At 51.8% G+C, this 20,948-nt stretch carries 17 protein-coding genes; 15 read left to right on the top strand and 2 right to left on the bottom strand.

Going from position 1 to position 20,948, the window contains the following annotated elements; genetic code table 11:
• The first annotated feature begins 61 nt into the window (after positions 1–61).
• On the top strand, positions 62–913 hold the full coding sequence (locus BIT28_RS05015; RefSeq protein WP_075762546.1) for a thymidylate synthase: 852 nt from the start codon (positions 62–64) through the stop codon (positions 911–913).
• Positions 914–1,041: 128 nt separating this feature from the next.
• Here BIT28_RS05015 and BIT28_RS05010 read toward each other — a convergent pair whose 3' ends face one another.
• Entirely contained in the window at positions 1,042–2,184 is a 1,143-nt protein-coding gene (locus tag BIT28_RS05010; RefSeq protein WP_075762545.1) for a Na/Pi symporter, read from the bottom strand.
• Between the two features lie 483 nt (positions 2,185–2,667).
• Here BIT28_RS05010 and nhaA point away from each other — a divergent pair, with 483 nt between their 5' ends.
• From nhaA to BIT28_RS04990, 4 genes are all read left to right on the top strand, one after another.
• The gene (nhaA, locus tag BIT28_RS05005; protein WP_075762544.1) at positions 2,668–3,825 is read left to right on the top strand and encodes a Na+/H+ antiporter NhaA; all 1,158 of its coding nucleotides are present in this window, start codon (positions 2,668–2,670) and stop codon (positions 3,823–3,825) included.
• Between the two features lies 1 nt (position 3,826).
• Positions 3,827–4,093, top strand: coding sequence for a hypothetical protein (locus tag BIT28_RS05000; RefSeq protein WP_075762543.1), 267 nt, complete (start codon positions 3,827–3,829; stop codon positions 4,091–4,093).
• Positions 4,094–4,206: 113 nt separating this feature from the next.
• Positions 4,207–5,094, top strand: a complete 888-nt coding sequence (gene nhaR / locus BIT28_RS04995; RefSeq protein WP_075762542.1) for a transcriptional activator NhaR — start codon at positions 4,207–4,209, stop codon at positions 5,092–5,094.
• Between the two features lie 107 nt (positions 5,095–5,201).
• Positions 5,202–5,516: an ArsR/SmtB family transcription factor gene (locus BIT28_RS04990; RefSeq protein ID WP_075762541.1), complete on the top strand. Its 315-nt coding sequence runs from the start codon at positions 5,202–5,204 to the stop codon at positions 5,514–5,516.
• A 69-nt stretch (positions 5,517–5,585) separates the two neighbouring features.
• On the opposite strand, the gene rpsT is transcribed toward BIT28_RS04990, so the two are convergent.
• On the bottom strand, positions 5,586–5,846 hold the full coding sequence (gene rpsT, locus BIT28_RS04985; RefSeq protein ID WP_075762540.1) for a 30S ribosomal protein S20: 261 nt from the start codon (positions 5,844–5,846) through the stop codon (positions 5,586–5,588).
• A gap of 209 nt (positions 5,847–6,055) precedes the next feature.
• Between rpsT and murJ the strand changes: the two genes are divergently transcribed.
• The 10 genes from murJ (at position 6,056) to BIT28_RS04935 (ending at position 20,827) form a co-directional block, all read left to right on the top strand.
• Positions 6,056–7,615, top strand: a complete 1,560-nt coding sequence (gene murJ, locus BIT28_RS04980) for a murein biosynthesis integral membrane protein MurJ (RefSeq protein ID WP_075762539.1) — start codon at positions 6,056–6,058, stop codon at positions 7,613–7,615.
• 116 nt (positions 7,616–7,731) lie between these two features.
• On the top strand, positions 7,732–8,703 hold the full coding sequence (gene ribF / locus BIT28_RS04975; protein ID WP_075762538.1) for a bifunctional riboflavin kinase/FAD synthetase: 972 nt from the start codon (positions 7,732–7,734) through the stop codon (positions 8,701–8,703).
• Complete coding sequence (gene ileS, locus BIT28_RS04970) at positions 8,700–11,564, top strand: isoleucine--tRNA ligase (protein WP_075762537.1); 2,865 nt, start codon at positions 8,700–8,702, stop codon at positions 11,562–11,564. Before ribF ends, ileS begins: the two co-directional genes overlap by 4 nt.
• Complete coding sequence (lspA, locus tag BIT28_RS04965) at positions 11,564–12,094, top strand: signal peptidase II (protein ID WP_075762536.1); 531 nt, start codon at positions 11,564–11,566, stop codon at positions 12,092–12,094. The genes ileS and lspA overlap by 1 nt, the downstream gene beginning before the upstream one ends.
• Before the next feature lie 106 nt (positions 12,095–12,200).
• Positions 12,201–12,635, top strand: coding sequence for an FKBP-type peptidyl-prolyl cis-trans isomerase (fkpB, locus tag BIT28_RS04960; RefSeq protein ID WP_075762535.1), 435 nt, complete (start codon positions 12,201–12,203; stop codon positions 12,633–12,635).
• A 12-nt stretch (positions 12,636–12,647) separates the two neighbouring features.
• Positions 12,648–13,589: a 4-hydroxy-3-methylbut-2-enyl diphosphate reductase gene (ispH, locus tag BIT28_RS04955; protein WP_075762534.1), complete on the top strand. Its 942-nt coding sequence runs from the start codon at positions 12,648–12,650 to the stop codon at positions 13,587–13,589.
• A 122-nt stretch (positions 13,590–13,711) separates the two neighbouring features.
• The gene (gene dapB, locus BIT28_RS04950; protein ID WP_075762533.1) at positions 13,712–14,521 is read left to right on the top strand and encodes a 4-hydroxy-tetrahydrodipicolinate reductase; all 810 of its coding nucleotides are present in this window, start codon (positions 13,712–13,714) and stop codon (positions 14,519–14,521) included.
• A gap of 547 nt (positions 14,522–15,068) precedes the next feature.
• Positions 15,069–16,208, top strand: coding sequence for a glutamine-hydrolyzing carbamoyl-phosphate synthase small subunit (gene carA, locus BIT28_RS04945; RefSeq protein ID WP_075762619.1), 1,140 nt, complete (start codon positions 15,069–15,071; stop codon positions 16,206–16,208).
• Positions 16,209–16,224: 16 nt separating this feature from the next.
• Complete coding sequence (carB, locus tag BIT28_RS04940; RefSeq protein ID WP_075762532.1) at positions 16,225–19,449, top strand: carbamoyl-phosphate synthase large subunit; 3,225 nt, start codon at positions 16,225–16,227, stop codon at positions 19,447–19,449.
• Positions 19,450–19,972: 523 nt separating this feature from the next.
• Positions 19,973–20,827 carry a magnesium transporter gene (locus tag BIT28_RS04935; RefSeq protein WP_075762531.1) on the top strand — a complete coding sequence of 285 codons (855 nt, stop codon included), beginning with the start codon at positions 19,973–19,975 and terminating at the stop codon, positions 20,825–20,827.
• The last annotated feature ends 121 nt before the right edge of the window (positions 20,828–20,948 follow it).

The following is a 20,948-nucleotide window of genomic DNA, read 5'->3' as shown; positions in this document are numbered from 1 at the left end:
CTGATAATATTAAGCGCAATTGTACCTTACTGGTACAGCTGAGAAATTAACGGGCAGGATGATGAAACAATATTTGGATCTGTGTCAGCGGATTGTCGATGACGGTGTATGGATTGAGAATGAACGAACCGGTAAGCGTTGCCTGACGGTGGTAAATGCTGACTTGACCTATGACGTGGCAAATAACCAGTTTCCTTTGATCACAACTCGCAAGAGCTACTGGAAAGCGGCTATTGCAGAGTTGCTGGGTTATATTCGCGGCTATGACAACGCCGCCGACTTCAGGGCCTTGGGAACCAAGACCTGGGACATGAATGCCAATGACAACCAGACGTGGCTGAACAACCCGCACCGCAAGGGGCACGATGACATGGGCCGGGTATACGGGGTTCAGGGTCGGAGCTGGCGCAAGCCGGATGGCTCGACCATCGATCAGCTGCGCAAGATTGTCGACGATCTCAGCCGGGGCATTGATGACCGCGGCGAGATCCTGACATTCTATAACCCGGGCGAATTTGAGATGGGGTGTTTGCGCCCGTGCATGCACACCCACACGTTCTCGCTACTGGGTGATACTCTGTACCTGACCAGCTACCAGCGATCTTGCGATGTGCCGCTCGGCCTGAACTTCAACCAGATCCAGGTCTATACCCTGCTGGCATTAATGGCACAGATCACGGGCAAGAAGCCGGGTCAGGCTTACCACAAGATCATCAACGCCCACATCTACGAAGACCAACTGGAGCTTATGCGAGATGTCCAGCTTAAACGCGAGCCGTTTCCTTCACCTCAGCTGAATATCAACCCAGACATCAAAACGCTGGAAGATTTGGAAACATGGGTGACGATGGATGACTTTGAAGTGGTGGGCTACCAGCATCACGAGCCAATCAGGTACCCTTTTTCTGTATAAAACTGTTTCCCGGGGTAACAAAAACTCGCTGCTGAAATACTTTGCTTGCCCGGAACAGAAATGCAGAACAACAAAAAGCCCCGCAATGCGGGGCTTTTTGATGGACCGTTGGTAGCAGTTGCGAGGACTTAGGCCGTCACTGCCAGGATAGTACTCGGAATTGCAACAAAGACGAGGCCAAGGTAACCGGCAACGGCCATTTTGTTCTTGGTCGCCAGCTCACCCAGGAAGAAAGCGGCTTTCAGTGGTAGCTCGCGTAGCAGCGGGATACCAAAGATAAACAGGGTCGCCAGCACGTTGAATGACAGGTGTACCAGAGCAATTTGCAGGGCAAATACCGCATTGTCGCCAGAGATTGCCGTTGCAGCCAGCAGGGCTGTGATACACGTACCGATGTTGGCACCCAGGGTGAAAGGATACACATCACGTACCTTCAGTACTCCTGTACCTACTAGCGGTACCATCAGGCTGGTCGTCGTAGAAGAAGACTGAACCAGAATCGTCACGATGGAACCAGAGGCGATACCGTGAAGCGGGCCACGACCGATTGCGCTCTTGAGGATTTCACGGGCACGGCCAACCATCAGGCTACGCATTAGCTTGCCCATTGCCGTAATTGCTACGAAGATCAGAGCAATACCGATGAAAATCAGAACGACGCCACCCATGTTACCAAATGTTTCCAGCGGACCCTTTACGACTTCCACGGCAGGCTTGGTTAGTGGCTTCATGAAGTTAAGTCCCTTCATGCTCATATCGCCTGCATCCATCATAGGCGATACCAGCCATGACGATACTTTGTCTAGCAGGCCGAACATCATTTCTAGTGGCAGGAAGATCACAACAGCAAGCAGGTTGAAGAAATCGTGGACTGTTGCGCTTGCAAACGCACGACGGAACTCATCCTTGCAGCGTGCATGGCCAAGGCTAACTAGGGTGTTGGTCAGGGTTGTACCGATGTTGGCACCCATTACCATTGGGATTGCCGTCTCAACCGGCAGGCCGCCAGCAACAAGGCCGACGATGATTGAAGTAACAGTACTGGACGACTGAATAAGCGATGTTGCCACCAGACCAATCATCAGACCGGCGATAGGGTGGGAAGCAAATTCAAACAGCGTTTTAGCCTGTTCGCCTACCGACCATTTAAAGCCGCTGCTGACCATTGAGACAGCAACAAGTAGAACGTACAGCATGAACGCCAGGTTTGCCCAGCGGACCCAGCGCATAGAGCTGTTCATTGGCTCAGCAGTAGTGGCTTGGGTAGTCATAATCATTTCTCCATGACAAGAAGATGTCGTTTGGGTTTCATTTATTTGAAATCTGGAGGCGATGGTAGAGATCGAATATTTCAGAAATATGACACTGTCTGTCATAAAGTGAATTTGTGCTTATTTTGTGACCAGAAAGACGATGGTGAAGTGTAATTATTTCTTTACCTTGAGGGTTAAGTTGCTGTTTTTATTTTGTTTATGTGTTTTATTTGAAAATCGTGATAAACGAGATATTTTGCTCTTCAATGAGTGAAAATTAGCTATTTTTTCCATCTATTGAGCAAATTGGCAGTAGGAAATAAGACGCTTTATGACAGCTTAAAATCTATTATGCGGATATTACTTTGTTATAGCTTTAATAATTCGGTTTTTCCGAGTCTTAATCTCTAAACAAACGATTTCCCACATCAGTAGTGTGACGACTAAACTAAATTTACACATTCGTTGTGATATTTGTTTCATGTAAAGGAGTTACGGTCGATGACCGATGCAATTCGTAATTTTCTGAAATTAGAGTCCGCCGGCGGCATTATTTTGATTATCGCTGCTGCGATCGCAATGATGGTTGCGAACTCGCCATTGGAGCCTCTTTACAACGGGACGTTGCATTCCTATGTTGCAGGTCTCTCTGTATCGCATTGGATCAACGACGGTCTGATGGCTATTTTCTTCTTGCTGATTGGCTTGGAAGTAAAGCGTGAGCTAATCGAAGGCGCACTAAATACAAAAGAGAAAGCGATCTTCCCAGCGATTGCTGCTGTTGGTGGAATGGTTGCACCGGCTCTGGTTTATTTTGCCTTTAACTTTTCTGATCCTATGGCAGCCAAAGGTTGGGCAATTCCTGCCGCGACCGATATTGCCTTTGCGCTAGGTGTGATGGCACTGCTGGGGCCGCGTGTGCCTGTATCGCTAAAAGCCTTCTTGCTGGCGCTGGCGATTATTGATGACCTTGGTGTTATCGTCATTATTGCGCTGTTCTACAGCAGCGACCTGTCTACTATCGCATTGGCTGTGGCCTTCGCGGCGACGACAGCACTGTTTGTTATGAATGCCAAGAATGTTACCAAGTTGTCCTGGTATATAGTCGTTGGTCTGATTCTGTGGTTCAGTGTGTTGAAATCTGGTGTACATGCCACGTTGGCCGGTGTTGTACTTGGCTTTGCGATACCGCTCTCGGGTGAGGATGGTAGCTCTGAGAAGCACTCGCCGCTTAAGCACCTGGAGCATGCTCTGCACCCATATGTGGCCTTCTTGATTCTGCCGTTGTTTGCTTTTGCCAACGCCGGTATCTCGCTGGAAGGTGTATCGATCGAAAGCCTGACATCAATGCTGCCGCTTGGTATTGCTCTTGGTCTACTCGTTGGTAAGCCGCTGGGGATCTTCTCGGCGAGCTACCTGGCGGTGAAGAGCGGAATTGCGAAGCTGCCTGACGGCATCGGCTTTACGCATATTTCGGCAGTATCAGTGCTATGTGGTATCGGTTTTACCATGTCTATCTTTATCTCGTCGCTGGCTTTTGTCGGCGCACCAGATGACTTCAGCACCTACTCGCGTCTAGGGATCCTGTTGGGGTCAACGTTATCAGCGGTATTGGGTTATTTCTTACTGAGCCGTTCTCTGCCAAAAACGGAGGCATAATATGAAGCGTTATCTTCTAACCGTTGCATTACTGACATCTTCAGCTGCCATCGCGGCACCTGATTATGACAGTTGCATCAATAACAGTAATACGGAAGTTTGTCAGGCCTACCTGGCCGGTCTTAGCCATGGTAAGGCTAGCGTTGAAGACACCGCGATGATTGAACAGGAAGAGACATTCCGTTCACGCGCGCTGGAGCAACGTGTAGGAGAGCGCTACCGTAAGACTGTCCAGTTTGAGAAAAAGTCGATTCAGTCGACAAACTGACGAGATATTTGCTCGCTTAATCATTCCCGCGATGATTATAGTTGAAGACCCTGGAGGCACAGCGTAAGCTGCGCGTCTGGGGTTTTTTATATCTGGGAAGTTAGCAAAACAGGATGTCTCATCTAAATTACAACCACCTCTATTATTTCTGGATGGTTTGCAAGCAGGGCTCGGTAACCAAAGCCGCGGACGCCTTGTTTCTGGCCCCGCAGACGGTAACCGGTCAGATCCGGGCACTGGAAGAAAGGCTCAAGGGCAAGCTGACCAAACGCGTCGGACGGAACATCGAGCCGACCGAGCTGGGGCAGCTCGTGTTTAAGTATGCCGACAAGATGTTTGACCTGAGCTACGAGATGCTGGATATCGTTAACTATACCCAGCGTGAAAACCAGTTGCTGGAAGTGGGGGTAGCCGATGCGCTCTCCAAGCGCCTTGTCAGCAAGATCTTGCTGGAAGGGGTCCCGGAAGACGAGCGGATTCACCTTCGCTGTTATGAGTCGACCCACGAGATGTTGCTGGAGCAGCTCTCCCAGCACAAGCTGGATATGATCTTGTCAGACTGCCCGGTGGACTCGACCCAAAGCCCAGGTCTGTATAGCAAAAAGCTCGGTGAATCGACCATGAGTTTTTTCTGCTCCAAGCCTGCCAAGGCGCTTAACTTTCCTGCCTGTATCGAAGATTACAAGCTGCTGGTGCCGGGGCGCCGTACCGCCATGGGCCGTAAGTTGCATCACTGGTTTGATCAGCAGGGGATCACTCCGAACATTCTCGGCGAGTTTGACGATGCCGCGCTGATGAAGGCGTTCGGCTCCTACCACCAATCTATGTTCGTTGCGCCTTCTATCTATGCCATGGAGATTGTTGAATCCAATACCATCTGTGAGGTGAAGCGGGTGAAGGAGATCAAGGAAGAGTATTATGTGATTTTTGCCGAGAGGATGATCATGCATCCGGCGGTAAAGAAGATCTGTGAGGCAGATTTCGGCAAGATGTTTAAATAATGTTGCTAATTTCCGGCTGTTAGCACGGAAATTCAACATTGATGGCTAGTAAACCCGGCATAAATTAAGTACATTAGCATTAACTTAATTTTAATAATGGTGGAAGAATGGAACTGCAGCAGATGGAGCAGAATGCTCCCAAGGCCGTAGCATTGCTGAAAGCCATGGCGAATGAACGACGTTTGTTTATTCTGTGCTACTTGCTGGAAGGGGAAATGTCCGTGGGAATGATGAGTGACAAGCTGGGCTTGAGCCAGTCTGCACTCTCTCAGCATTTGGCATGGCTTCGTCGAGACGGATTGGTTGAGACCAGAAAAGTGGCTCAGACGGTTTACTATCGCTTAAAGAGCGAAGAAGTTCGGGCGATGATCGAGCTGCTTCATAAAATGTATTGCAGTGCAGAAAATACCAATGAAGCGTAAGGTTTGAATTTCAGACATAAAAAAACCGGCTGATGCCGGTTTTTTTAATGCTCAATCGCAACTCTTCAATTAAAGAGCTTTGATTTTCGCAGCTAGACGTGCTTTATGACGTGCAGCCTTGTTTTTGTGGATCAGGCCTTTAGTTGCCATGCGGTCCATAACAGGTTGCATTTCAGCGAACGCCTGAGAAGCAGCTTCTTTGTTGCCAGCTTCGATAGCAGCGATAACTTTTTTGAAGAAAGTGCGCATCATTGAACGACGGCTAGCATTGTGCTGGCGACGTTTCTCAGAAGTGATAGCACGTTTCTTAGCAGATTTGATATTTGCCAAGGGTGTAACTCCCAAATTCTTGGTACGGTGACAATTTAAGGCCGAGGACTATGCCTGCAAAACCAAAGATTGTCAAATGATTTGTGCAAATAACCGCCTAACCAACAGAGTTGGCACTTGCGGATTAACACGGTTAATATGGCGGCAGATTTTACCAGCTTTTCGCCCTGTAAGTCACCTTTCTGGGCTATCTTTATGAGGTTTTTTTTGTGAGTAAGCGTCTTTTGCGCTCAGGACTGATAGTCAGCACCATGACTTTGGTCTCTCGGGTGCTGGGTTTGGTGCGAGATGTGGTGGTGGCTAACCTGATGGGAGCAGGAGCCGCGGCGGATGTTTTCTTCTTTGCCAACAAAATCCCTAATTTTTTACGTCGTCTGTTTGCCGAGGGAGCCTTTTCCCAGGCATTTGTTCCGGTACTGACAGAAAGCCATGCTTCTGAAGATATGGACAAGACCCGGCAGCTGATTGCGCGGGCCTCGGGTACCCTGGGGGTTATCGTATCAGTCGTGACCCTGTTTGGCGTGCTGGGCTCAGGAGTTGTGACGGCCCTGTTCGGTGCCGGTTGGTTTATTGACTGGTTAAATGACGGACCGTCGGCCCCCAAGTTCGAGCTGGCTAGCCTGCTGCTGAAAATTACCTTTCCTTATTTATGGTTCATTACCTTTGTTGCCTTGTCCGGGGCGATTCTCAACACCTTGGGTAAGTTTGCCGTTTCGTCTTTTACCCCGGTGTTTCTCAATGTCGCGATCATTGGCTGTGCGTGGTTTCTGGCCCCCAATCTGGAGCAGCCGGAAATCGGCCTGGCTATCGGGGTCTTTCTGGGCGGCCTGATCCAGTTTTTGTTCCAGATCCCCTTCCTATATAAAGAGGGAATGCTGGTCAAGCCACAATGGGGATGGAACGATCCCGGAGTAGCAAAGATTCGTACCTTGATGATCCCGGCTCTGTTCGGGGTGTCGGTCAGCCAGATCAACTTGCTGTTTGATACCTTCATTGCCAGTTTCCTGATGACTGGTTCGATTAGCTGGCTGTATTACTCGGACCGTTTGCTGGAGTTTCCGCTCGGGCTGTTCGGGATTGCGATAGCCACGGTGATCCTGCCGGCCCTGTCTCGCAAGCATGTTGAGAAAAGCAGTGAGCATTTTGCCCAGACCATGGACTGGGGGGTACGCATGGTACTGCTGCTGGGGATCCCTGCGATGCTGGGGCTGATGGTGCTGGCCAAGCCGATGCTGATGGTGCTGTTTATGCGCGGGGAGTTTTCCCCGGCGGATGTCGAACAGGCGTCGCTGTCGTTGCTTGCCTATGCATCAGGGTTGCTTAACTTCATGTTAATCAAAGTGTTGGCGCCGGGTTATTATGCCCGTCAGGATACCAAGACACCGGTGCGCTACGGTATCATCGCCATGCTGACCAATATGGTGTTTAATGCGATTTTTGCCTACCTGTATGGCTACATCGGACTGGCATTGGCCACGGCACTGTCGGCGCTGGTGAATGCCTCCTTGCTCTACCGTGGTCTGCACCGTGCCAATGTATACCGGGTATCAAAAACAACCTTGCTGTTTGTCCTGCGCCTGGCGTTTGCCGGGGCGGTGATGGTTGCAGCCCTGTTGTGGGTGCTGCCGGCGATGAGCCAGTGGCTGGCCTGGAGCCTGAGCTACCGGGTTCTCTGGCTGGCTGGTCTGATCGCTCTCGGTGCTGGTGCCTACTTGGTTACCGTGCTTGTACTGGGAGTCCGTCTGCATCATCTGAAGGCCGAGGGATGATTGGTTTGCCTCTATTAATGTGGTGAACTAGTCAGAATCTGATTCAGATTGGTATGATGGGCGCAGAGTAGTATATAATCCGTCAGTTTTTCACTCTGCGAAAATGAAAGCGGCGCATGGAATTAATCCGAGGTATACATAATATCAAGCCAGAGCATCACGGTAACGTGTTGACGATTGGTAATTTTGATGGTGTTCACTTAGGCCACCAGGCGGTACTGCGCCGGGTTCTGGCTAAAGCGCATGAGCTGGGATGCCCGGCCGCGGTAATGAGTTTCGAACCGCAGCCGATGGAACTATTCGCAGGTGAAAAGGCACCGGCAAGGCTGACACGCTTTCGTGATAAGTACTTGCAGTTGAAGCAAGTTGGTGTAGATCGTTTGCTTTGCGTCAATTTTAATGCCCATTTTGCCGATATGTCGGCGCAAGATTTTGTTCGCCGCTTGTTGGTCGAGCAATTGGGTGTTAAGTTTCTGGTAGTCGGTGATGATTTTCGCTTCGGCAAGGGTCGCAGTGGAGATTTTGCTATGCTGGTAGCAGCCGGCAAGGAATATGGCTTTACCGTTGTCAGCACACAGAGCTTCTGTGTCTCTGAGCAAAGGGTCAGCAGTACGGCGATTCGCCAGGCGCTGGCAGGTGACAACTTGCAACAGGCCGAGGCGATGCTGGGCCGTCCGTATAGTATAAGCGGGCGGGTATCCCACGGACGAAAACTCGGCCGTACAATAGGCTTCCCGACGGCGAATGTCCCTCTCAAACGGCGTGTGTCACCGGTGTCCGGTGTCTATGCGGTAGAGGTCTTCGGCGTCGAAGGTGCTCCCGTTCCGGGAGTGGCCAATGTCGGCCGACGGCCGACAGTCAATGGTGTACGCCAGCAACTAGAAGTACACCTGTTTGATTTCCAGTCTGATCTCTACGGACGTCAGATTGAAGTTGTGCTGCACTATAAGCTGCGTGACGAAATTAAATTTGAATCATTTGATGCGCTAAAAGCGCAAATAGAGCGTGATGCTCAAACGGCACGGGTGTGGCTGTCTGAGCGTAATAATGTCCAACTTCGCCCAAGTAACGGAATCGAGAATCAATGAGCGACTATAAAGATACCCTGAACCTGCCTGAAACAGGGTTTCCGATGCGAGGCAATCTAGCCAACCGTGAGCCTGCGATGCTTAAGCGTTGGTATGATGAAGATCTTTACGGTGAGATCCGTAAAGCCAAGAAGGGTAAAAAATCCTTCGTATTACACGATGGCCCTCCATATGCCAACGGTGATATTCACATTGGTCACGCACTGAACAAGATTCTTAAAGACATTATTATTAAGTCAAAGACTCTTTCTGGCTTTGATGCACCTTATATCCCGGGCTGGGACTGCCACGGTCTGCCAATCGAGCTGATGGTAGAGAAGAAAGTCGGCAAGCCGGGCCACAAAGTGACGGCGGCCGAGTTCCGTGAGAAATGCCGTACCTATGCTGCCGGTCAGGTAGAAGGCCAGAAAGAAAGCTTCATGCGCCTGGGTGTACTGGGTGAGTGGGACAAGCCTTACCGTACGATGGATTTTGCAACAGAAGCGAACATCATTCGCTCTCTGGGCAAGATTGCCGATCAGGGCCACCTGCTAAAAGGCTTCAAGCCTGTTCACTGGTGTACGGACTGTGGTTCTGCACTGGCAGAAGCGGAAGTCGAGTATAAAGATAAAGTCTCGCCATCTATCGACGTGAAGTTCAAAGCTGTCGATGAAGCGGCCGTCGTTGCCAAGTTTGGCTGTACGGAAGGTCACGAAGGCCAGGGTGATGTCTCGATCGTAATCTGGACGACAACGCCTTGGACACTGCCTGCAAACCGTGCGGTTGCTATCCGTGAAGATCTTGAATATGTGCTGATCCAGACTGAAGGCAGCTCTGATGGTGAACAAGCGCCTCAGCGCCTGATCGTCGCGGCTGAGCTGGCAAAAGAGGTTATGGATCGTGCCGGTATCGAGCACTTCCACAACCTTGGTTTCTGTAAAGGTGCGGATCTGGAGCTAATGCGCTTCAACCACCCGTTCTACAGCTTTGACGTACCGGCAATCCTTGGTGATCATGTCACAACCGAATCAGGTACTGGCTGTGTACATACCGCGCCAGGCCATGGTCAGGAAGACTTTGCTGTCGGCCAGAAGTATGGCCTTGAAGTGGCTAACCCTGTCGGTAGCAACGGTGTGTATCTGCCTGATACCGAACTGTTTGCAGGCCAACACGTATTCAAAGCCAACGATGCTGTGGTAGAAACGCTGAAAGAGCACGGTGCGCTACTTCACCATCATGCTTATGAGCATAGCTACCCGCATTGCTGGCGCCACAAGACGCCGATCATTTTCCGTGCAACACCACAGTGGTTTGTATCGATGGATCAGGCGGGTCTACGTGCCAAGGCACTAGAAGAAATCAAAAATGTACAGTGGATGCCGGAGTGGGGCCAGAGCCGTATCGAAGGTATGGTTGAAGGCCGTCCGGAGTGGTGTATCTCACGCCAGCGCACCTGGGGTGTGCCGATTGCCCTGTTCGTACATAAAGAAACACAGGAACTTCACCCGAACTCGCCTGAGCTGATCGAAAAAGTTGCCAAGCTGGTTGAAGAGAAAGGTATTCAGGCATGGTGGGATCTTGACCACGCTGAGCTGATGGGTGAAGAAGACGCAGCGAACTACGAGAAAGTGCTAGATACCCTGGACGTATGGTTTGACTCCGGTGTTACCCATTTCTCAGTGGTTGATAGCCGCGAAGAGTACAACGGCAACGCGGCTGATCTGTATCTGGAAGGTTCGGATCAGCACCGTGGCTGGTTCCAGTCGTCGCTGATTTCGTCTGTGGCGATGAAAGGCAAGGCGCCTTACAACCAGGTGCTGACCCACGGTTTCGTGGTTGATGGCCAGGGCCGCAAGATGTCGAAGTCAATTGGTAACGTGGTTGCACCGAAGGACGTGACCAACAAGCTGGGTGCTGACATTCTGCGCCTATGGGTTGCCTCTACTGACTATACGGGCGAAGTGGCTGTTTCTGATGAAATCCTTAAGCGCTCTGCTGATGCATACCGCCGTATCCGTAACACGGCACGTTTCTTCCTGGCCAACCTGAGCGGTTTCAACCCAGAAACCGATCTGGTCGCACCGGAAGAGATGGTAGCACTGGACCGTTGGGCGGTTGGCCGAGCAATGGCGGCGCAGGAAGAAATCATCAAAGCGTATGACGAGTACAACCTGCACACGGTTACTCAGCGCCTGATGCAGTTCTGTTCTATCGAAATGGGCTCTTTCTACCTTGATGTGATCAAGGACCGCCAGTACACCGCGAAGAGTGGTGGCCACGCGCAGCGTAGCTGTCAGACGGCGCTGTATTACATCGTCGAGGCACTGGTTCGCTGGATGGCACCGATTATGTCGTTCACTGCCGATGAGATCTGGAACGAGATGCCAGCTTCTCAAGGTGACGGTGAGCAGCGCGAGAAGTTCGTATTCACGGGCGAGTGGTTCGACGGCCTGTTCGGCCTGGCTGAAGGCGAAGAGCTGAACAACGAGTTCTGGGCTGAGATCCAGCAGGTACGTGGTGCCGTGAATAAGCTGCTTGAAGGTGCGCGTAAAGATAAAGTGATTGGCGGTGCTCTGCAGGCAGAAGTTACCCTTCATGCTAACGAAGTACTGGCAGCGAAGCTGAACAAGCTGGAAGACGAGCTGCGCTTTGTGATGCTGACATCGAAAGCGGAAGTCGTGGTTGCTGACAGCAAGCCGGAAGGTGCGCAGGAAACTGACGTTGAAGGTCTGTTCGTGACAGTTGCGGCTTCGGAAGCGGCGAAGTGTGACCGTTGTTGGCACCATGTGGCTGATGTGGGCACGATCGAAGGGCACGAAGAAGTATGTGGTCGCTGTGTGAGCAACATCAGCGGCGAAGGTGAAGAGCGTAAGTTTGCCTAATGACTAAGTTATCGCCGAAACAAACGCTGTCGCTTAAACAATCTGGAGTTCGCTGGCTGTGGCTGGCAGCTCTGGTGTTTGTACTCGACATTGGCAGCAAGCTCCTGGTCATGAACACCATGGAATACGGTTGGCCTAACCGTATTGAGCTGTTGCCGTTCTTCAATCTGCTTTATGTCCATAACTACGGGGCGGCATTTAGCTTTTTGAGTGATGCGGGAGGTTGGCAGCGCTGGTTGTTTACAGCGATTGCACTGGCGGTATGTAGTCTGTTGGTATTCTGGATGCGTCGTTCTCCGGCGTCGAACCGATTGGCCAACAGCGCCTATGCCCTGATCATTGGCGGCGCACTCGGTAATCTGTTTGACCGCCTGTATCATGGCTTCGTTGTCGACTTCCTTGATTTTTACGTCGGAACCCATCATTGGCCGGCATTCAATATTGCCGATATTGCTATTTGCTGTGGTGCCGGGCTGATTATTTTGGAAGGCTTCTTAGCTGACAAGAATAAACAACCAGTTAACCGCTAAAAGCCGTTACAAGCTATAACCCTGAGCGCTGTCCGTTGATACGGGCGGCGCTTTGTTGTTAAATGGGCGGATAAAATATAACGGACACTACACAAAAGGACCCTACATGTCGGTAATTACGGAAAGCAGTGAAGTACTGATGCACTTTGCCATCAAGCTGGAAGATGGCTCGGTAGCAGAGTCGACCCAGGCGATGGGAAAGCCGGCAAAATTCCGGATGGGCGATGGTAGCCTGACGGATAATTTTGAAAAGTGTCTATTGGGATTGGCCGCAGGCCAGACAAGTAGTTTTACGCTTGAGCCGGAAGATGCATTTGGTCTGTCCAACCCTGATAACATCCACCATGTGGATTTAGCCAGGTTCGGTGCCGATGCGCCGGCCGAGGTGGGAACCATCATCGCTTTTGCCGGCCCTGATGGTAACGATATTCCCGGAATTATAACTGACGTTGTCGGCGACTCTGTGACTGTTGACTTCAATCACCCGCTTGCCGGGCAACGTGTCACCTTTGATGTCGAAGTTGTGACCATAGAAAATTAAGAGCTGTTAGCAATGAAAATCTTATTAGCCAATCCACGCGGCTTTTGCGCCGGTGTTGACCGTGCCATCAGTATTGTCGAGCGGGCACTCGAAATGTATCAGCCGCCAATCTATGTCCGCCATGAAGTCGTCCATAACCGCTTTGTGGTTGAGGGGCTCAAGCAGCGTGGTGCTATTTTTGTCGAAGAGCTGCATGAAGTCCCTGATGACAATATTGTGATTTTCTCTGCTCACGGCGTCTCGCAGGCTGTGCGCAACGAAGCCAAAGCCCGTCAGCTGACGGTATTCGATGCCACTTGCCCGCTGGTAACCAAGGTCCATATGGAAGTGGCGCGTGCCAGCCGCCGAAATATGGAAGTTGTCCTGATCGGCCATGCCGGTCACCCTGAGGTGGAAGGCACCATGGGGCAATATGCCAGCGAAACCGGCGGGATGTATCTGGTCGAGACACCGGAAGATGTGGATAAGCTAACAGTCAAAGATCCATCTAACTTGCACTATGTCAGCCAGACGACCCTGTCGGTAGATGAAACGGCGGATGTGATCGACAAGCTGCGCCAGGTGTTCCCGGACATTCAGGGCCCCCGTAAAGACGATATCTGCTATGCCACCCAGAATCGCCAGGACGCGGTGCGTGAAATGGCCGAGGCTGTCGATGTCATGATCGTGGTAGGGTCGAAAAACTCCTCGAACTCCAACCGCCTGCGCGAGCTGGCTGAAAAGCTCGGCACGCCGGGGTTCCTGACAGACTGCCCGGAAGATGTCGAGCCGGTGTGGTTCGAAGGCAAAAGCAAGGTCGGTGTGACTGCGGGCGCATCGGCACCGGAAGAGCTGGTCAACCAGATCATTGAGCGTATTCGGCAGTTGAGCGGCGCGGAAGTGGAAGAGTTAAGCGGCCGTGAAGAAAATATGTTCTTCGAAGTACCGCGTGAGCTACAGGTTAAAAATGTCTAGCTAGACGGTACGAATCGAATCTCAAATTAAGCCCCGGCCACTGCCGGGGCTTTTTTTATATTCACCAACAGGCTACATTGTCGTAATACAAACAAGATCCAGAAACAGGGAGAATAGACGCAATGGTTAGAATTGCGATTGCTGGAGCGGCAGGACGCATGGGCCGCCAGCTGCTAAAAGCCACATACCTTTCCGAGCAGGCACAGCTGGGGGCGGCGACAGAACGCAGCGGTTCGACGCTTGTGGGCGCAGATGCCGGTGAGCTGGCTGGTGTCGGGGTTGTCTCTGTGGCTATTGTCGATGATTTGGCGGCGGCTAAAGATGACTTCGACGTCCTGATTGATTTTACTGCGCCGGTAGCCACGTTAGCGAATATCGAGTTTTGCCGTCAGCACGGCAAAAAAATTGTGATCGGGACGACCGGTTTCAGCGATGACGAACGCTTGTTGATTGACAAGGCGGCGGAGCATATCCCGGTTGTAATGGCCCCTAACTATAGCGTCGGGGTGAACCTGGTGTTTAAGCTGCTCGAGAAAGCGGCCAAGGTGATGGGCGACTATTGCGATATCGAGGTCATTGAAGCCCACCACCGCCACAAGGTTGATGCGCCGTCGGGAACTGCGATTGGTATGGGCGAGGCGATAGCCGGTGCGATGGGCAATAAGCTCAACGATGTTGCGGTGTATGCCCGTGAGGGGATCACCGGTGAACGCAGCCGGGATGAAATCGGTTTTGCCACAATCCGTGCCGGCGATATTGTCGGCGAGCATACGGCGATGTTTGCCGATATTGGCGAGCGGGTGGAAATTACCCATAAGGCCACAGATCGCATGACGTTTGCCAATGGCGCTGTGCGTGCTGCAGCATGGCTGAACAATAAAAAGCCTGGCTTCTACACCATGCAGGATGTGCTGGGGCTGGACGAGCTGTAAGCTGGCCTTTCTAGATTGACTCCCTCTTCTGGGCACCTTGGTGCTCCAGAAGAGGCGAGGAGATATGCGCCTTGTTGTCATCTTTGCATAAACAGTGGTTTGTCTTGTTGTTTTTTCGCTGTTTTATTTTCACTTCCTTTTTTTCTTGTATACCCTCCCTTTTCTTTTGTTTTTGCGCTCTTCGGTTATGTTTTGTGGTCTTGGTGGTAAAATATCGCCTTAACTTTGCTTATTTTAGATGTTTGCCTTGTTTTTGTTGTTTGGGTTGCTCGATAAATTTTAGCAAACGATAAAATGAGATCGGGCGTCATTCGTTAGGCCTAAAAACCACAGAAAGCTTGTTATTTTTACGCCTTTGGTGGCTTTATGGTGTAAGGTTGATATAAATTAAATTTATTTTTGTCGATTTCTTGACAGAATTATCTGCGATCTCTAGACTGCGCGGAATTTGTCAAAAATCAGCTTGACTCGCTTTTTGACTTTGTATGGAATGGGTAGTTGCAAGTTTATCTGTTTTAATTGCATGATTATTTTTTTGGAGGTTGTCTTGAGCAAATCTGCGCTGTTAGTCCTTGAAGATGGGACAGTGTTCCGCGGCGTGTCCATAGGGGCAGATGGTTCGGCCGTTGGTGAAGTTGTTTTTAACACCTCGATGACGGGGTATCAGGAAATTCTCACTGACCCCTCTTATTCCCAACAGATTGTTACTCTTACCTATCCCCATATTGGCAACACCGGAACCAATTCCGAAGACGAAGAATCCTCCTCAATCCACGCGCAAGGCCTGGTCATTCGCGATCTTCCCCTCATTGCTTCAAACTTCCGTAATCAACAATCCCTTTCTGACTACCTGAAATCACAAAACATTGTCGGTATTGCCGATATTGATACGCGTAAGCTGACACGCGTGTTGCGTGAAAAAGGTGCGCAGAACGGCTGCATTATGGCAGGCGACAGCCTGGACGAAGCACTGGCGCTGGCGAAGGCAAAAGAGTTTCCTGGCCTGAAAGGCATGGATTTAGCCAAGGAAGTGACCACGGCTGAAACATACCAGTGGAAGCAGGGGTCATGGACACTGGAAAATGGCTTGCCTGAAGCCAAAGATGATAATGAACTGCCGTATCACGTGGTTGCCTATGATTTTGGTGCCAAACGTAACATCCTGCGTATGCTGGTTGACCGTGGCTGCCGCCTGACGGTAGTCCCGGCCCAGACTTCGGCTGAAGAGGTATTGGCACTGAAGCCGGATGGCGTGTTCCTGTCAAACGGCCCGGGTGATCCGGAGCCTTGCGACTACGCGATTGAAGCGACCAAGGTCTTTTTGGAGAAAGGGCTGCCGATTTTCGGTATCTGTCTTGGCCACCAGATCCTGGCACTGGCAAGCGGTGCCCAGACGGTGAAAATGAAGTTCGGCCACCACGGTGCGAACCACCCGGTTAAGGATCTTGACCGCGATGTCGTCATGATCACTTCCCAGAACCACGGTTTTGCCGCTGATGAAGCGACGCTGCCTGATAACCTGCGTGCAACGCACAAGTCGCTGTTCGATGGCTCCCTGCAGGGGATCCACCGTACCGATAAGCCTGCATTCAGCTTCCAGGGCCACCCGGAAGCAAGCCCTGGCCCACATGATGCAGCGCCACTTTTTGATCATTTTATCGAATTAATTAAGCAGCACAGCGCCTAAGCCGGAGTAGTAAGAGATGCCAAAACGTAATGACATTAAAAGTGTTCTGATTCTGGGTGCTGGCCCAATTGTTATCGGTCAGGCGTGTGAGTTTGACTATTCGGGTGCACAGGCCTGTAAGGCGCTGCGTGAGGAGGGATACCGCGTTATCCTGGTTAACTCTAACCCCGCTACTATCATGACCGACCCGGACATGGCCGATGCCACCTATATCGAACCGATCCACTGGGAAGTGGTTCGCCGGATCATCGAGAAAGAACGTCCGGATGCCGTACTGCCGACCATGGGCGGTCAGACGGCACTAAACTGTGCACTGGATCTGGAAAAGCACGGCGTGCTTGAAGAGTTCGGTGTCGAGATGATTGGTGCCACGGCAGACGCAATTGACAAGGCGGAAGACCGCTCGCGCTTTGATGCTGCAATGAAGTCTATCGGTCTTGAGTGTCCGCGTGCCGACACGGCGAAAACCATGGAAGAAGCCTACAAAGTCCTCGATATGGTTGGCTTCCCATGTATTATCCGTCCTTCCTTTACTATGGGCGGAACCGGTGGCGGTATTGCCTATAACAAAGAAGAATTCGAAGAGATCTGCCGTCGCGGTCTGGATCTGTCGCCGACCAATGAACTGCTGATTGATGAATCGCTGATTGGTTGGAAAGAGTATGAAATGGAAGTGGTTCGGGACAAGAACGATAACTGTATTATCGTCTGTTCTATCGAAAACTTCGATGCCATGGGTATCCACACCGGTGACTCTATCACGGTAGCACCGGCCCAGACGCTGACAGACAAAGAATACCAGCTGATGCGTAACGCCTCCCTGGCGGTACTGCGTGAAATCGGCGTTGAAACCGGTGGTTCGAACGTTCAGTTCGGTATCAACCCGAAAGATGGCCGCATGGTTATCATCGAGATGAACCCGCGTGTATCCCGCTCTTCTGCTCTGGCATCAAAAGCAACCGGCTTCCCGATTGCCAAAGTGGCCGCCAAGCTGGCTATCGGCTTTACCCTTGATGAGCTAATGAACGACATCACTGGCGGTGCAACTCCGGCATCGTTTGAGCCGACTATCGACTACGTCGTCACCAAGATCCCTCGCTTCAACTTCGAAAAATTTGCCGGTGCCAATGACCGTCTGACTACTCAGATGAAGTCGGTTGGTGAGGTGATGGCGATTGGCCGTAACCAGCAGGAATCGTTGCAAAAGGCCCTGCGTGGCCTGGAAGTCGGCGCGACCGGCTTTGACGAAATGGTCGACCTTGATGCCCCGGATTCACTGACTAAAATCCGCCATGAGCTGAAAGATGCCGGTGCCGAGCGTATCTGGTATATCGCCGATGCCTTCCGTGCCGGTCTGTCGGTCGACGGCGTGTTTAACCTGACCAATATCGACCGCTGGTTCCTGGTTCAGATTGAAGAGCTGGTGAAGCTGGAAGCGAAGGTGAAAGAGGGCGGTTTTGCCGGCCTGAACGCGACAGTGTTGCGCCAGCTTAAGCGCAAGGGATTTGCCGATGCGCGTCTGGCGAAGTTGCTTGGCGTGGCAGAGAGCGAGATCCGCAGGCTGCGTGACCAGTTCGATATTCACCCGGTCTACAAGCGTGTTGATACCTGTGCCGCCGAGTTCTCGTCAGATACCGCTTACATGTACTCATCGTATGATGAAGAGTGTGAATCTAACCCGACCGACAAAGACAAGATCATGGTTCTGGGCGGTGGCCCTAACCGTATCGGCCAGGGTATCGAGTTCGATTATTGCTGTGTACACGCTTCCCTGGCACTGCGCGAAGACGGCTACGAAACCATCATGGTCAACTGTAACCCTGAGACGGTATCAACCGACTACGATACGTCTGACCGTCTGTACTTCGAGCCGGTGACGCTGGAAGACGTGCTGGCGATTGCCCGCGTCGAGAAGCCGAAAGGTGTGATTGTTCAGTACGGCGGCCAGACCCCGCTGAAACTGGCGCGAGCACTGGAAGCGGCCGGTGTGCCTATCATCGGTACCAGCCCGGATGCGATTGACCGTGCCGAAGACCGTGAGCGTTTCCAGGCTGCGGTTGAGCGCTTGGGCTTGTTGCAGCCAGACAATGCCACGGTCACGACTATGGAGCAGGCCGTTGAGAAATCAAAAGAAATTGGTTTCCCGCTGGTCGTCCGTCCGTCATACGTACTGGGCGGCCGCGCGATGGAAATCGTCTACGACGAGTCAGACCTGCGCCGTTACTTCAACGAGGCGGTCAGTGTGTCGAACGAATCACCGGTATTGCTTGATCGCTTCCTGGATGATGCGACCGAGGTGGATATCGATGCGATTTGCGACGGTGAGCGCGTGGTGATTGGCGGTATCATGGAGCACATCGAGCAGGCAGGTGTCCACTCGGGTGATTCGGCCTGTTCGCTGCCTGCTTATACCCTAAGCCAGGACATTCAGGATGTGATGCGCCAGCAGGTCGAGAAGCTGGCTTTCGAGCTAGGCGTTCGAGGCCTGATGAACACCCAGTTTGCGGTAAAAGATAATGAAGTTTACCTGATTGAGGTGAACCCTCGTGCCGCGCGTACGGTTCCGTTTGTCTCGAAGGCGACCGGTGCACCGCTGGCGAAAATTGCTGCACGGGTTATGGCTGGTCAGACGCTGGAGTCCCAGGGCTTTACCAAGGAAATCATTCCTCCTTATTACTCGGTGAAAGAAGTTGTATTGCCGTTCAACAAGTTCCCGGGTGTTGACCCGCTGTTGGGCCCTGAAATGCGCTCTACCGGTGAGGTAATGGGTGTGGGCGATACCTTTGCCGAGGCGTTTGCCAAGGCTGAGCTGGGCTGTGGCAAGGAGAAGCTGGCGAAGGGCCGAGCCCTGCTGTCGGTACGCAGCAATGACAAGCAGCGCGTGGTTGACCTGGCTTCCAAGCTGGTGAAACAGGGCTACGAGCTGGATGCAACTCACGGTACCGCAGTGGTGTTGGGCGAGGCGGGTATTAACCCGCGTCTGGTCAACAAGGTACACGAAGGTCGTCCTCATATTCTTGACCGTATCAAGAACAATGAGTACACCTATATCGTGAACACCGCCGAAGGGCGTCAGGCGATTGAAGACTCGAAAGTACTTCGCCGCGGTGCGCTGGCCGAGAAGGTGAACTATACCACTACCCTTAATGCAGCCTTTGCAACTTGCATGGCCTGGGCTGCCGATGACCGTAATAAGGTGACATCGGTACAGGAGCTTCACGCTCGTCTTAATAACGCCTAACGGCTGTTGTCGATACGAATGAGCAGCCCGCCTTGTGCGGGCTGTTTTATTATTGGCACTCGAGCACGGCATTTATATTTTGTGTCAAATTCGCGGTTGATACTGCTTGAACTGACAACTTAATTGCGTACAATTGGCGGCGTCGCATAAGCGATATATTTTTTGGAGACTTTAATGAACGATACCGACCATCCCCCGAGTATGAAGGTGGAAAATCAAACCCGCTAACGGTGTCGGTCTCCTGTGATTCCGAGCCAGCCCGGGTTCGGAATAGTATGTCTTGTATCTTTTCTTTTCGATATCTTTCCTGACAAACCATTCCTGGTTTTCTTGCCTATTTCTCAATAGTGAATGTCGCTAATTTGTAATGAATGACAGGCTTTATGCTGTCGGCTATCTGGGCTTATTTGTTGCCCGGTTCCGGTAGTATTCGGCACATTTATGCTGTTGTATAGCGCCATTCTGGTGGTCGTTACCCATGCCTTGTCTGATAGGGCGGGCATTGCCAATCGGGAGATTCGCCATGGCGGTAATGAACTATGCAGCTCAGTCTGTAGCTGCAACAGAAAATCTTGGTCAGAACGATGTTCTGGCAGTACGTAATGCTTTTTTGAAATACAACATTGAAGAGCAGGCCACTCTGCTGGCGAGAATGCCGATTTCAGAGGCGATTGCAGTGTTACATGAGTGTCCGTTGCGTCATGTCCAGACGCTGCTGGATCTGTTGGATGAGATGAACGAACACGTTCGGATGCGTCATTTGGCCAACGGACTTGGCTTGATCTGCTCTGAAGCCGAACCGGCCGGACACTACCTGAAAAACAGTGTGTTCAGTCACGTCCGCGAGCGTATCGGCTGGATCGTCGGCTTAGCATTGCTGGGGATTGTCTCGGGCCTCATCATCTCTCACTACGAGGACACCTTGAGCCAACTGGTATTGCTGGCAATTTATATGCCGGTGATCGCCGCTGCCGGGGGAAACACAGGCTCTCAGGCTGCCACTTTGGTGGTCAGGGCATTGGCGATGGAAGAAATACGGTGCCGGGACTGGGTGGCTGTGATGTGGAAAGAGTTCCGGGTCGCGATTGTGATAGCTGCGGTACTGGCCATGGTGATTGTCGGCCGGGTGCTGATGTTCAGCGACGGTACTGCTCTGCCGATGGGGATGCAGTTACATGATATTGCGCTGGCAATTGGTATGGCTATATCGCTGCAGGTTGTCCTCTCGACGACTGTCGGTGGTATCTTGCCAATGATCGCGAGGGCTTGCCGGCTGGATCCGGCAGTGCTGGTCAGCCCGGTGCTGGCTTCGGTGGTAGATATTACCGGGATGATGATCTACTTCACCACGGTGAACTGGATGCTAGGTCTGGCATAAGTTTTGTGCCCCTATAGTAGGGGCAACAACATCGAGGGCGCTGTTTATGTCCCCTCCCTTTTTCAAGGGGAGGGTTAGGGTGGGGTTTAAGGTAAAGCTACCCTCCCCCTTGAAAATGGGG

The sequence above is a fragment of the Photobacterium proteolyticum genome (genome assembly GCF_001939735.1).
Lineage (GTDB): Bacteria > Pseudomonadota > Gammaproteobacteria > Enterobacterales > Vibrionaceae > Photobacterium > Photobacterium proteolyticum.
The sequence above is the reverse complement of the archived record's forward strand: the minus strand, read 5'-3'. Positions and strand labels throughout refer to the sequence as shown.